Here is a 12959-nt window from a genome sequence, read left to right on the forward strand (position 1 = left end):
GATGGAACCGGCCTCGCCGCGCCTGGAAGATCTGTGGGCTTGTCTTCAAGGCATGGTCCCGGCCGCCCTCAGTACGTGCGCGGCGGACGGCACGCCGAACATCACCTTCATCAGTCAGGTGTATTACGTCGATCCGGCGCACGTCGCCATTTCGCATCAGTTTTTCAATAAGACGCACCGGAACGTGCGCGAGAATCCGTTGGCCTGCGCGATGATGTTGGACCCGCGCACGCTCCAGGGCTACCGGTTGGGCCTGCGGTTCGATCACTCCGAATCGTCCGGCTCCTTGTTCGAATCGATGTCGCTCCAGCTGCAGGCGATCGCGTCCCATGCCGGCATGGCGGATGTGTTCCGCCTGCGGGCGGCCGACGTCTACCGCGTGCTGCGCATCGAACGGATCGACGGCTTCACCCGCTTGTCCACGCCCCCGCCGTCGGAATTGCCATCGCGCCTCTTCGTGCCGGAAGATGTGGAGCGGCTGCGGCTCTGCGCCGAACGGCTGAATCGTGCGGAGTCCCTGAACGATCTGCTCGAAACGGCGCTTCAGCTGTTGGACGATGTGCTGCAATTCCGGTATGTCCTCATCCTGTTGGCCGACGAGCGCAACGGCAAGCTGTTCACGATCGCGAGTCGAGGCTACCCGGAGAACGGCGTGGGCTCGGAAGTCGGATTCGGCGAGGGGTTGATCGGCATGGTGGCCCGCTCGCGCCGGGCGTTGCGGCTGTCGGCGATCGACCACAGCCTCCGCTACGCCCGCGCCGCGCGGGAGCAGGCGCAGGCGGTCGCCGGCGCGGAAGCCGTCTGCCGCGAAATCCCGTTTCCTGGTCTCCCCGGCGCGGCGGCGCAGATCGCCGTTCCGCTCGTGACGCGGGGGCGGCTCGTGGGAGTCGTCGCGGTCGAAAGCACCGACCCGCTCGCGTTCATGCCGCGCGAGGACACGATGCTGACGATCGTCGCCGCGCAATTGGCGACCGGCATCGAACAGCTCGGCCGCGAGGCGGACGAGTCGGCGGCCTCGTCGCCGGCGCGCGCCGAATCCCGGCCGCCGGTCGCACGGCGCACCAGACGTTTTTGTTTCTATCGCCAGGACGACTGCGTCTTCGTCGACGGGGATTATTTGATCCGCAATGTCCCGGGCCGCATCCTGTGGCGCCTGCTCAGCGAGCACCGGGAGAAGGGCCGCGTCGAATTCACCAATCGCGAGCTGCGGATGGACGCCTGGATCGGCCTGCCCGAATACAAAGACAATCTGGAAAGCCGGTTGATCCTGCTGCGCAAACGGATGGAGCAGAAGTGCCCCGACGTCCGGCTGGTCGCCCGAGGGCGCGGGCGGTTCGCGCTGGAAGCGGACGCCGCGATCGAATTGTCGGAAAAGCCCGGCTAGCGCCGGACTCGCAGCTCAGAGCTTTTGGGTGATGCGCTCCGCGTAGCCCGTCAGTTCGACGTAGCCGTGCCCGGCCGCCGGCCGGCCTTGTTTCGTTCCGGAGGCCGCCGCGGCGCCTTCCCAATAGGTCACCTGCGTGCTGCGGGACGTTCTCAACTCCTGATCGGCCAAGAGGGGAACCACGTCCAACGACAGGTCCAGCGACGGAATCGAAATCCGCCATCGCGCGGGATACCGGGCTCGACTGTGTGGGCTGGTCCAGAAGTCGGTGGCCTCGATCGTGAACTCGTCCAACGCGAGGTGCCGCGTCCGACCGTCCGGGCCCACGACGGTGCCGCTCGACACGGGATCGGACGAGCCGTCGCTGCGCCGCAAGCGGTAGAGCATCAGCTCGCTGTGATCGTTCAGTTGGATGCTGAACCAATCCCACCCCACCATCTCGGCCGCCAGATCGGCCGAGCCGAACTCATGGTCCATCCAACTGATGCCGGTCACGTCGAAGCGCTCCTGTCCCACCGTCAGCGTGCCGCTGCTGCGTAACCGGGTGAAGGAATAATAATGGGACGCCTGTCCCGGTGCCGGGCCTTTTCGGCTGACGCCGCGCTCGCCGTGGATCACGGGCGGCTTGTCCGGCTCAAGTGCGAGCGAGAGGGTCAGATCGCCGTCGCGAGCAAAAAGGGAATGGGACACGGCGCCGTCCGACGCGGTGGCGTGCCAGTCGTCGATCCAGACATGCAACCGGCCCTCGTCGGCACCCGCTTTTCCCAACCCGGCCCGGCTGAGTTTTTCGGAGAAGTGAAACCGCCGGCCGGTGACGTCGGTGACGGCAAAGTGCGCCAGGTACAGTTGTGTGACCGACCACCGCGACGGCAGCGTTTTGACGTCCTCCGGCGCGATGGCGCGCCGAAAAAACGTCAACTCGAAGCCGAAGGCCCGGCCGCCCGCGGTGTGGAGATGGCCCGTGTAGTACCACCATTCGGTGCGAAACGTCGGATGCGCGCCATGGTCCTTGGGAAAGGAGAACTGATAGCCCGCCACGGCCGGTTGAAAAGAGGCGGTCGATGAGCCGGCGTGAAGCGGCGCCCAGCTGACGAGCAGTATCGAACCGGCCAGCACGGAGGTCCATGAGCGGCTCACTGCCCGGGACCCGCTTCCGAAGGCGGGAAACGATCGAAGCTGTCGGATCGCGGCGCGCCGCATCGCGGATTCTTTATAGCACGCGCCTCGTGGATGCACAAATCGCCAGTCGTGAAGCGGTGTTTCGGCGTTTGTGACGACTGCCTCAGATTCGGGCGCGGCGTTGACAATTTTCACGAGTCTCGGCTATCGTGAGCCCATGCACATCGACCACAACCGAGAACCATCGAGTCGTCCTCTGTCTTCCGAGAAAGCCGAGCCGTTTCCCATTCCGGAGCGGCTGCCCGTGTTCCCGCTGCCCAACGTGGTGTTTTTTCCGAAGACCTATTTGCCGCTCCATATTTTCGAGCCGCGCTATCGCCGCATGGTGGCCGATGCCACGGCCGGGGGACAATGCATCGCGATGGCCCTGCTCAAGGAAGGATGGGAGACGGATTACTACGGCAACCCGCCGATCTATCCCGTGGCCTGCGTCGGCCGACTGGTGAGCGTGCAGCCTTTGCCGGACGGCCGATCGAACATTCTGCTCCAGGGACTCGAACGGTGCGACATCACGGAAGAGCACTTCGACAAGCCCTACCGGCAAGCCTCCGTCCTCACGAAGCCGCAGGCGGCCGAGCCGGAGCTGGACCGCGCCGTGCGGCGCCGTCTGGTGGAGGCGCTGGCCGAATACCTGCAAACCCGCGAGGACAGCACGGCCTGGCAGGGTTTTTTCCGCGATGAAGTCCGCGACGAGGTGCTGATCAACACCCTCTCCACCTACTTGGATTGCACGCCGCTCGAAAAGCAATTTCTCCTGGAAGCCGACGGTCTTCACCAGCGGGCGCGCCGCCTGAACGATCTGATCCAATTCATGCTGCACGATCATCACGGCGCGAAAGGCTGGGAGTAGTAATGGACCGCGCGATCGCCATCGAGGTCAGTCATCTGTCCAAATCCTACGACGGCCACACTGCCGTCGACGATCTCTCGTTCCAGGTCTACGCCGGCGAGATCTTCGGGTTGCTCGGTCCGAACGGCGCCGGCAAGAGCACGACCCTCCGAACGCTGATCACCCTCCTGCACCCGACCTCCGGCTCGGCCACCGTGCTTGGGCATGACACGGTCCGCGAGGCCGACCGGGTTCGCCAGATGATCGGCTACGTGCCGCAGGAGCGCGCGATCGACCGGTTTCTGACGGGGCGGGAACATCTGGAGCTGCTCGGCGCGCTGTACCATTTATCCAAAGACGACGCGCGAAAACGGATCGGCGAGTTATTGAAGCTGGTGGAGCTTGAGGCCCACGCCGACCGGCCGGCCAAGACCTATTCAGGCGGCATGAAGCGCAAGCTCGACATCGCCTGCGGCCTGCTGCCGGATCCGAAAATCCTCTTTCTCGACGAACCGACGTTAGGGCTCGACGTCCAAAGCCGGCTGCGGATTTGGGACTATGTCCGGATGTTGAAAGCGCGCGGCATGACGGTGGTGATGACGACGAACTACTTGGACGAGGCGGACCAGCTCTGCGATCGGTTGGCGATCATCGACGGCGGGAAGATCAAAACGCTCGGGGCGCCGGCAGAATTGAAGATTGCCCTCGGGGGCGACATCGTCTCGCTCACGATCAAAGAAACCGGCCGGATTCCGGCTTTAGCGGCGGCAGTCACGAATCAGCCGGCCATCCGCACCGTGAAGACGACGGCGAACGGCCTGGATATCCGTGTGGACTCGGCCGAGAAAGCGATCCCGGCGATTTTGGACGCGGCGAACCGGCTGGATTGCCGGCTGGACTTTATCGACTATCACCGGCCTCGATTGGACGACGTGTTCATCGCCCATACCGGACGGTCCATCAAAGACGACGTGCCGGCAAAGGAGGGGTAGACGTGATGCGTGAAACGTCATGCGAGAGGCCGTGGTCTATCCGCGGCTTGCGCTTCACGCTTCACGTGTCACGCTTCACGCTATGAAGGACTATTGGCAGGAAATATCGGCTTTGACGATGCGGTGGGTGCGGCGGTTGAGCCGCGAGAAGTTCAGCATGCTGTTCACGCTGGTCCAGCCGATGCTGTTCTGGTTGATCTTTTTCGGGAACCTGTTCCAGCGGGCGGCGGATACGCAGGTCACGCAGGCGCCGAACTACATCAGCTTCCTGGCGGCCGGGGTGGTCGTCATGACGGTGCTGAACAACGGCCTGGCCGGCGGCGTCGATCTGCTCTTCGACAAGGAGAACGGCTTTCTCGAGCGGCTCATGTCCACCCCGATCCACCGCAGCTCGGTCATTCTCAGCCGCTTCCTCTTCGTGATGACGATCACGTCGCTGCAAGTGCTAGTGATCCTCGGCGTCGCGTTCCTGTTCGGCGTCCGGCCGGCCACGGGGCTGCTGGGGGTGGCGACCATCTTGGTCATCGGCATGCTCTTCGGCGTCGGGCTCACCGCGATCTCGATGGCCATGGCGTTTTCCGTGAAGAGCCACGGCGACTTTTTCTCCGTGCTCGGGTTCCTCTCGCTGCCGATGATTTTCCTGAGCTCGGCGCTGGTTCCCTTGGCCGCGATGCCGGGCTGGATGAGCGTTCTGGCTCAGTTCAATCCGATGACCTGGGCCATCGATGCCGTGCGGCCGTTGATCTTGTCCGGCTGGAGCGAGGCCCTGCCGCACGTCGGCATGGTGCTCGTCGTACTGGTGATCTTCGATGCGCTGTGTCTCTACGGCGGCGCCAAGGCGTTCCGCCGGGCGATGGGATGATGCGGAGCGGGACGATGATCATTCCTGAAAGCCAGATTCGCGCCTTGATCAGGCTCCTGTCCGACGAGGACGACCGGATCGTGCAGACCATCAGCGGCAAGCTGATCGACATCGGCCCGTCCGCCGTCCCCCTTTTGCAGGAAGCCGAGATCGAACAGCCCGAGATGGCGGACCGGATCGCCTCCATCCTCGAAGAAATCCGCGGCGGCAAGTTGGAGGAGGAGCTGGCGGAACAGGCCCGGCGGTCCGACGATGCGATGAGCCTGGAAGCCGGCGCCTTCATCATCGCGCGCTATGCCTATCCGACGCTCGACGTGGCCCGGTACCGCAGCCTGCTCGATACGATGGCGCGGGAAGTGCGCGACCGCATCGGGTCCCGTGCCTCGGGAGAGGAGACGGTCAACGCCCTGAACCGGTACGTCTTCACCGAGCAAGGCTTCAGGGGCAACACCAAGAACTACTACGAGATCGAAAACAGCTATATCAATTGCGTGATGGACCGGCGGGTCGGCATTCCGATCAGCCTCTCGGTCGTCTACCTGTTGATCGGCCATCGGCTGGCGCTGCCCCTGTTCGGTATCGGCATGCCCGGCCACTTCCTCGTCAAGTACGAGTCCGACCGCTATAAAATCTTCATCGATTGTTTCAACGGCGGCGCGCTGCTCACGGAAAAGAATTGCGCCCGATTCCTGACGGAGGCGGGCTACGGGTTCGATGAAAAATATCTCGCCAAGAGTCCCACCAGAGCCATCCTCTCCCGCATGCTCAAGAATCTGCTGGCCATCTATGCCAAGATGGACGAGCCGGTGAAGACCGCCCGGTTGACGAAGTTCATCGAGATCCTCGGCGGAGAGCCGCGGGAAGAAGGCTTGTAAGGCGCCTCCGTTCGTGGTGAGCCCGTCGAACCATGCACAGTTTGTTGTGACACCTCGGGGTATGCCCTTCGACAAGCTTCCTTCGACAAGCTCAGGGCAGGCAGGGCACGTCTTTCATAGGCGGATGGTCATCAAGTCGCTCGCTTTCGTGATTCTGCCGCCGAACTCCTCCGCCGCCTGCGCCGTGACGTCATACCGCTCCGCCAGCGGATAAAAATGGGAGAGAATCAACCGCGTGGCGGCCGCCTCGCGCGCCACTTGCCCGCATTGCCCGGCGTGGAGATGGACGGGTCCCGGCCGATTGGCGGGGTAGGAACAGTCCAGAATCGCCGCATCGGCGTCGCCGCAGAGCCGCACGAGATTTTCGCAATATTCCGAATCGCCGGAGTAGGCCACCGCCTTCCCCCCATATTCCACGCGATAGCCGAGACAGTGCAGATCGGGACTGTGCGTGACCGTGCGCGGCCGGATGGTGGTGTCGCCGATTTTGAAAGGCCGGTCCGAGACCTCTTTGAACCGGACGGCGAACCGGGGTTCCGTAAATCCCGGCAAGGTCTCGAAGAGCGTGCGAAACAGCCGCTCCGTGCCGTGAGGGCCGATCACGGTGAGCGGGCCGCGCGTGCCGCCCTGATATTTCGTGACGATCTGCGCGTCGAAGAAGAACGTCAGGAAATCCGAACAGTGATCGGCATGGAAATGGGAAAACAAGATGTGCGTGATCGCGTGGCGGTCGACACCGGTCTTGAGGAGATTCGTCAAGGTACGCGGCCCGAAGTCGAACAGCAGGGTCTGATCGGTCCGGACCAGGTAGCCGGCGGCGGCGCGGGTCGGATGGAGATTCGTGCCGGAGCCCAGGATCGTGACGCGCATCACGAGACCGCCTCATCCTTCTTAAAACTATCGCGGAGCCGCAGCAGCAGGGTGCGGGTCTGCTCGACTTCCTGCCGGCTGAGGGCGCGCTCGAAGAAGGGACGCAAAAAGGCGATGTGGGAGGCAAACGTGCGTTGGAACAGGGCATAGCCTTTGTCGGTGAGGCGGATCTTGGTGAAACGGCGGTCGCCCGCCACCGCGTCACGCCGGATCAGCCCCTTCTTCGCCAGCCGGTCCAGCACGCCGGTGAGTGTGCCCTTTGTCACCAGGGTGCGCGCCGATAACTCGGAACAGGTCAGTCCGTCCGTGTCGCCCAGGGTGGCGATCACGTCGAATTGCGAGGGGGTCAGTTTGAGGGTCTTGATGTGCCGATTGTCGGCGCGGGCAAAGGCCAGATAAGCTTCGACGAGGGGACGGACGAGCTTCAGATAGGGATCGTCCTTGAGATCCGGCAATTCCATGGCCGGAGAATAGAGGGAACCACAGCAACCGTCAAGCTGCTGGCCTTGAGCGAGTCGAAAGGTCGAGGGCGGCATCTCCGGTGAGGGCTCTTGCTCACCCACCCGCAGCCCCGTATGATCCTGCTCCCATGACGCGTCGCGACGAACGAGGCCAAGCCAATCTTACGGCCATTGCGATTCTGATCGGCCTGGTCATCGCCGGTGTGTGGGTCTGGAAGCGGCTTCCCACCGAGACGCAGGAATATATCATCGATGACGCGTTGCCCCTCGCGGCCGGGGCCATCCTCGCCGTGGTGCTGGGGCAGGTCATCGTCAAGAAAATCCGGCGACGGCGGCACGTCCGCCGGGAGCGGGACCGGCTCATGGCGGTCTTTCAGAACGAAACCGCTCAGGACAAAAAGCTGGAGTTGTCTTTTGCGCTCGCCGAGCTCAACGACTACCGCATCGAAGGATTGGAGGCGGTCGCTCCCGAGCTCAAAGCCCTCTGGATCGGAACGCTCCGGCGCGCTGTCGGAGACAAGCAACATCGCATTCGCGGCATGGCGGCCAGCCACTTGGGTATCTTGCAGGACAGCACTGTCGTGCCGCTGCTTCTGAAGGCGCTCGACGACGACCATGCCTACGTGCGCTCCTGCGCCGCGCTCGGGCTGGGCCGCCTGCGCGCGACGGAAGCGCGCGACCGGTTGATGGCGGTGATGGAGGAAGATTGGGATCAGACGGTCCGCAGTCGCGCGAAGGAAGCGGTGGAGCGGATGCGGTAAGGTCCTATTCCCACTCGACCAGGACGATTTCCGGCCGGCAGTTGAACCGGAAGGGCAGAAACGACCAGCCCAAGCCTCGATTCACATACAGTCGCCGGCCCTGGACTTCATGATGGCCGTCGATGCGCCCCGCGCACCCGGGCGGCAGCCAGAACGTCGGCACCCCGGGGATGCGCCATTGCCCGCCATGGCTGTGCCCGCAGAGAATCAAGTCCACTTCGTGATGCGCCTCCATCTGGTCCAAGATATTGGGCGCGTGAGCGAGCAGAAGCGTAAAGCGGCGGTCGGTCCGAGGCGGCAGGCAGCGCAGATCGGCCCGGTGGAGCGAAGGATCATCCACCCCCACGATGGCCAGTTCGCCGGCGCCGGTGTCGATCAAGGCGGTCTGGTTGACGAGCAGGGTGATCTTGTGCCGGTCCGCCAGCTCCGCGTAGTGCGACACCGGCACGCCGCTGTAATGATCGTGATTGCCCAAGGTGATGTAGAGCGGCGCGATCTCGCGCAGGCGGGCGAGAAAACGAAACAGATGGGGCAGCCCTTCCGGCACGTTCAGAAGATCGCCGGTGATGAAGATCCAATCGGGGCGGAGGCGCTCGACTGTCTCCACCACGCCGTCGTGGCGCGAGTGATAGCGGTCGAGATGGAGGTCGCTCAGATGGACCGCGCGGCGGCCGGCCAGCGCCGGATGAGCATGCGTCAGCGTCGACACATCATGGGAGGAAAGGCCGTATTCCCAGTGCGGCACCCAGCTGAAGACGCGGTAGAACGGCTCGCTGAGGCAATGGCCCACGAAGTACCGCAGGCGATCCGACCAGGGCATCCGCCGTCGCATCATTGGGCGACTCGATCCAACTCGGCGCGGTCGGCGGCGGTGACGCGGTACCCCTTGTCGTAGAGCTGTCCCATGCCGTTCATCAAGCTTTCCAGATTGCGCGATTGGTACCAGGCGTCGAAGCGGTCGGTGAGGGCGGCGGCATGGGTGAGGACCGAGTGGGTGGGGTCATAGGTCAAGGCCAGCGACTGGAACAGATCGCCCAATTCTTCGCCGCTGTAGCGGGCGTCGTCGTCCCGGTCGCCGACGAGGGCGAATTCATAGAACGTCAAACTGACGGACAGGGAGGTCTGGGTCCGATGAAAATCCTGGCGCACCGCCTCCAGCCCGCCCGGATACTCGCGCAGGCACTCTTCGCGGCTGGGCGGCTGCAGGACGGGATCCCAGCGGATCGATTGGACCGCCGGAGGAGCCGGTTTCTGTTTTTCCTGCTGATAAAACCAGTTGGTGCAGCCGCTGGCTTTGGCGAAGGCGATCTTGTCCGTCTGGACCTGGCGCTCAATGTGACGGCTGAAGCGATCGAAGACGCCGTTCGCTTCGTAGGCCTCGGCGCCGGCAACCCAAGAGGGGAGGCTCAGCGGTACGAGCATCGTGAGCGACAGCATGGCGCGGCGCATGAGCCTCTTTCCCTCAACCGTGAGCATTGGCGAAACTCGAGACGTGACAGGGCCGACAGGGCAAGTATACCATGAACGACGGGTCCTCTTTTCTACGGACATGAATCCCGCATCACAACAAGAGAGGCATGGCGACGGCGCCGTGACCGACCGGCCAGAGCCGTTCCTGACCGCGTCCATTCCGGGGATCGGGGGTCGGATCCGGACTGCGCCGGAGGATTTTCAGGTCGAGGAACGGCCCTTATATCTGCCGTGCGGGGAGGGCGAGCACCTCTATGGCAAGATCACGAAACGAAATCTATCGACGCCGGATCTGGTGCGGCGGCTGTCGTCCGTTCTGGGCGTCAAAGCGCAGTCGATCGGCGTAGCGGGGCTCAAAGATGCCAGGGCGGTCACCACGCAGATGATTTCCTTCCAGGGCGTTGTTCCGGAGCGGCTGGCGGGTCTCAAGCCGGACGAGCAGGTGCTGCAGATCGAGATCCTCGGGAGACATCGAAACCGGCTGCGCACCGGGCACCACGCCGGCAATCGTTTCCGCATCGTCATTCGGGAGGTCGCCGGTCACGCGGCGGAGTCTGTGCCCACCGTGCTGGATGCGCTGCGCCGGCGCGGGGTGCCGAATTATTTCGGGCCGCAGCGCCAGGGCAAGGGCGGCGACAATTACGCGCTCGGCGCGGCCTTGCTGAACGACCCACGCCGCCGTGCGAAGATGAGCCGGAACCGGCGGATGTGGTTTCTCAATGCCTATCAGTCCTTCTTGTTCAATCGCATCGTCGCGAAGCGGATCGAGTCCATCGATCGGCTGTATGCCGGCGACTGGGCGATGAAATTGGAAAACGGGGCCTGTTTTCAGGTTCAAGATCCCGAGCAGGAGCAGCCCAGAGCCGACCGGTTTGAAATCAGCCCGACGGGCATCTTATTCGGCTCCCGTGTCTCCTGGGCGGCGGGTGAGCCGGGCCGCATCGAAGAGGCCGTGGTGGCGGAAGCCGGGACGACGCGGGAAGCTCTCATCGCAGCCGCCAAGGCGTGCGGGTTTCGCGGCGAGCGCCGCGCGCTCCGGGTTCCGCTCGCCGACCTCGACTGGTCGCTGGAGGGATCAGCCCTCACCCTCTCGTTTGCGTTGCCTCCCGGCGCCTATGCCACCAGCGTGTTGCGAGAGGTCATGAAAGCAGATCTCGGCCCATCGTAAACACTTCTCTTCCAGCCTCCCTCCATGCCTGCCAGGTGGTAGAATCAGGACCATGACGCATTACCAGGAAACGGTCGTGTTGAGCGGCCATATTATCGATTCGCTGTTGCTGGCCAAGGTGCTCGACATCATTCTCATGATGGGCGGCACGTTCGATCTCGCGGAAGTCACGATCGGCAAGACGCGTGAAGAACCGTCCCGCGCCCGCATCGTCGTCCAGGCCGGGTCGAGCGCGCTGCTCGACGACATCCTCAAGGCCATCCAGCCGCACGGCGCGGCCATCGAGCGGGAGTCCGACTGCCGCACGGAAGCGGCTCCGGCGGACGGCGTGCTGCCGGAGCACTTTTACGCCACCACCCATCTCCCGACGGAAGTGCGTGTGAACGGGCGCTGGCTCGAAGTGCACGGGATGGAAATGGATCTGGCCATCGTCGTCGATCCGCTCGCCTGGTCGGCCCGCACCGTGCCGATGGGTGACGTCCGCAGCGGGGATCGCGTCGTGGTGGGCCGCGAGGGTGTCCGTGTGACCCCGCTGCGGCGCCCGGCGGAGCGGGACGTGTTCGGCTTTATGGAATCGCAGGTGTCCGCGGAACGGCCGCATGCCCACGTCATCGCCGATATCGCGGCTCGGATGCGGCAGTTGCGGGATCGCATGGGCCGAGGGGAAGCCGGGGGCAAGGTGCTGCTTGCCGGGGGACCGGCGATCATCCATTCAGGGGGCCGGGACGCGCTGACCTGGTTGATCGACGAAGGCTTCATCCATGTGCTGTTTTGCGGCAATGCCCTGGCCGCGCATGACATGGAGGCCGATCTCTATGGAACGTCGTTGGGGTATGGCCTCACCGCCGGCCGGGTGGTTCCGCACGGCCACGAGCATCATCTGCGAACGATCAACCGGATCCGCGCCATCGGCAGCATCGACGCGGCGGTGCGGTCCGGCGTGGTGAAAGACGGCATTATGGCGGCCTGCGTGCGGCGGCATGTCCATGTCGTCATGGCGGGCACGATCCGCGACGATGGGCCTTTGCCGGGCGTTATCACGGACGCGGTCCGGGCGCAAGCCGCGATGCGGGCCGCGATCCCGGACGTCGGGCTGGCGTTGCTCGTCGCCTCCACGTTGCATTCCGTCGCCACCGGCAATCTGCTGCCGGCCACGGTCCCGTCGGTCTGTGTCGATGTGAATCCCTCCGTGCCGACGAAATTGGCGGATCGCGGCAGTTTTCAGGCCGTCGGGTTGGTCATGGACGCCGCCTCGTTTCTGGGGGAGTTGGCCAGGAATTTAGGGAGGCCCGCATGAGTCGTTTGCTGGTCTGCCCGCCGGACTATTTCGGCATCGAATACGAAATCAATCCCTGGATGCGCGTGAGCAATCGCGTGGACCATGCCAGGGCTGTGACCCAGTGGCATGAGCTGATGCGCGTGTTCGAAGAAGACGTGAATGTCGTGCTGGAGCGCATGGCGCCGGTGCCGGGCTTGCCCGATCTCGTCTTCACCGCCAATGCCGGCGTCGTGGTCGGTCGCACGGCGGTGGTCAGCCGCTTCCGCTACGCCGAGCGGCAACAGGAGGAAGCCCATTTTGAAAACTGGTTCCGAACGCACGGATACGAGGTGATGACGCTCGATCAGGGTCTGTACTTCGAAGGGGCCGGCGATTTGCTCGGCTTTCCGGAGTGCTGGTTCGGCGGCTACCGGCAGCGTTCCGACATTCGGGCCTTTTCGATCCTGAGCGAGCGGTTCCATCGCGAGATCATTCCGCTGGAGCTGATGGATTCGCGGTTCTACCATTTGGACACCTGCTTCTGTCCGTTGAGCGGAGGAGACGTGCTGTATTTCCCCTCCGCGTTCGATGCCTACGGTCAGACGGCGATCGCCGACCGAATCCCTGCCGCACACCGCATTCCTGTTCGCGAACCGGAAGCCCTGCGCTTCGCCTGCAACGCGGTGTGCGTAGGCAAAGACGTCGTGCTCCCCGCCGGATGTCCCTCCACCGAGTCCGCCTTACAGGCGCGAGGCTACCGCACGCACGCCGTCCACTTGGACGAGTTCATGAAGTCGGGTGGGTCGGCTAAGTGCCTCACGCTAGCTTTGGACTAGCGGCTGCTGAAAAT

Annotated in this window: 14 protein-coding genes; 9 read left to right on the forward strand and 5 right to left on the reverse strand. The window is 63.9% G+C overall.

The genetic code is table 11. The features are described 5' to 3' along the window. Position 1: 1 nt before the first annotated feature. Positions 2-1384, forward strand: coding sequence for a GAF domain-containing protein (locus NITMOv2_RS02110; protein ID WP_053378319.1), 1383 nt, complete (start codon positions 2-4; stop codon positions 1382-1384). A 15-nt stretch (positions 1385-1399) separates the two neighbouring features. Here NITMOv2_RS02110 and NITMOv2_RS02115 read toward each other — a convergent pair whose 3' ends face one another. Then, a complete protein-coding gene (locus NITMOv2_RS02115) occupies positions 1400-2584 on the reverse strand; it encodes a lipocalin-like domain-containing protein (protein ID WP_145976137.1) in 1185 nt (394 codons plus the stop codon). A 70-nt stretch (positions 2585-2654) separates the two neighbouring features. Here NITMOv2_RS02115 and NITMOv2_RS02120 point away from each other — a divergent pair, with 70 nt between their 5' ends. The 4 genes from NITMOv2_RS02120 to NITMOv2_RS02135 all read left to right on the forward strand — a co-directional run bounded on the left by NITMOv2_RS02120 (position 2655) and on the right by NITMOv2_RS02135 (position 6121). Continuing rightward, on the forward strand, positions 2655-3413 hold the full coding sequence (locus NITMOv2_RS02120; protein ID WP_145976138.1) for an LON peptidase substrate-binding domain-containing protein: 759 nt from the start codon (positions 2655-2657) through the stop codon (positions 3411-3413). A 2-nt stretch (positions 3414-3415) separates the two neighbouring features. After that, on the forward strand, positions 3416-4384 hold the full coding sequence (locus NITMOv2_RS02125) for an ATP-binding cassette domain-containing protein (RefSeq protein ID WP_053378321.1): 969 nt from the start codon (positions 3416-3418) through the stop codon (positions 4382-4384). 82 nt (positions 4385-4466) lie between these two features. Beyond that, positions 4467-5246, forward strand: a complete 780-nt coding sequence (locus tag NITMOv2_RS02130; RefSeq protein WP_187299338.1) for an ABC transporter permease — start codon at positions 4467-4469, stop codon at positions 5244-5246. 14 nt (positions 5247-5260) lie between these two features. Next, positions 5261-6121 carry a SirB1 family protein gene (locus NITMOv2_RS02135; protein WP_187299339.1) on the forward strand — a complete coding sequence of 287 codons (861 nt, stop codon included), beginning with the start codon at positions 5261-5263 and terminating at the stop codon, positions 6119-6121. 114 nt (positions 6122-6235) lie between these two features. On the opposite strand, the gene NITMOv2_RS02140 is transcribed toward NITMOv2_RS02135, so the two are convergent. Continuing rightward, positions 6236-6991, reverse strand: coding sequence for an MBL fold metallo-hydrolase (locus NITMOv2_RS02140; protein ID WP_053378324.1), 756 nt, complete (start codon positions 6989-6991; stop codon positions 6236-6238). Beyond that, on the reverse strand, positions 6991-7452 hold the full coding sequence (locus tag NITMOv2_RS02145; protein ID WP_053378325.1) for a MarR family winged helix-turn-helix transcriptional regulator: 462 nt from the start codon (positions 7450-7452) through the stop codon (positions 6991-6993). Before NITMOv2_RS02145 ends, NITMOv2_RS02140 begins: the two co-directional genes overlap by 1 nt. 128 nt (positions 7453-7580) lie before the next feature. On the opposite strand from NITMOv2_RS02145, the gene NITMOv2_RS02150 reads away from it, so the two are divergent. Beyond that, a complete protein-coding gene (locus tag NITMOv2_RS02150) occupies positions 7581-8213 on the forward strand; it encodes a HEAT repeat domain-containing protein (protein ID WP_053378326.1) in 633 nt (210 codons plus the stop codon). 4 nt (positions 8214-8217) lie between these two features. On the opposite strand, the gene NITMOv2_RS02155 is transcribed toward NITMOv2_RS02150, so the two are convergent. Continuing rightward, positions 8218-9048, reverse strand: coding sequence for a metallophosphoesterase (locus tag NITMOv2_RS02155; RefSeq protein WP_053378327.1), 831 nt, complete (start codon positions 9046-9048; stop codon positions 8218-8220). After that, complete coding sequence (locus NITMOv2_RS02160; RefSeq protein ID WP_053378328.1) at positions 9045-9662, reverse strand: hypothetical protein; 618 nt, start codon at positions 9660-9662, stop codon at positions 9045-9047. The genes NITMOv2_RS02155 and NITMOv2_RS02160 overlap by 4 nt, the downstream gene beginning before the upstream one ends. Positions 9663-9804: 142 nt before the next feature. Here NITMOv2_RS02160 and truD point away from each other — a divergent pair, with 142 nt between their 5' ends. From truD to NITMOv2_RS02175, 3 genes are read left to right on the forward strand one after another with little or no spacing between them, the layout of a single operon-like run. Continuing rightward, positions 9805-10851 (forward strand): tRNA pseudouridine(13) synthase TruD, encoded by a 1047-nt coding sequence (truD, locus tag NITMOv2_RS02165; protein WP_187299340.1) that lies wholly within the window; start codon positions 9805-9807, stop codon positions 10849-10851. A gap of 52 nt (positions 10852-10903) precedes the next feature. After that, positions 10904-12148, forward strand: a complete 1245-nt coding sequence (locus NITMOv2_RS02170; protein WP_053378330.1) for an ornithine cyclodeaminase, nickel-pincer nucleotide-dependent — start codon at positions 10904-10906, stop codon at positions 12146-12148. Next, positions 12145-12945 carry a dimethylarginine dimethylaminohydrolase family protein gene (locus NITMOv2_RS02175; protein WP_053378331.1) on the forward strand — a complete coding sequence of 267 codons (801 nt, stop codon included), beginning with the start codon at positions 12145-12147 and terminating at the stop codon, positions 12943-12945. The genes NITMOv2_RS02170 and NITMOv2_RS02175 overlap by 4 nt, the downstream gene beginning before the upstream one ends. Positions 12946-12959 lie beyond the last annotated feature (14 nt).

Source organism: Nitrospira moscoviensis (genome assembly GCF_001273775.1).
Taxonomy (GTDB): domain Bacteria; phylum Nitrospirota; class Nitrospiria; order Nitrospirales; family Nitrospiraceae; genus Nitrospira_D; species Nitrospira_D moscoviensis.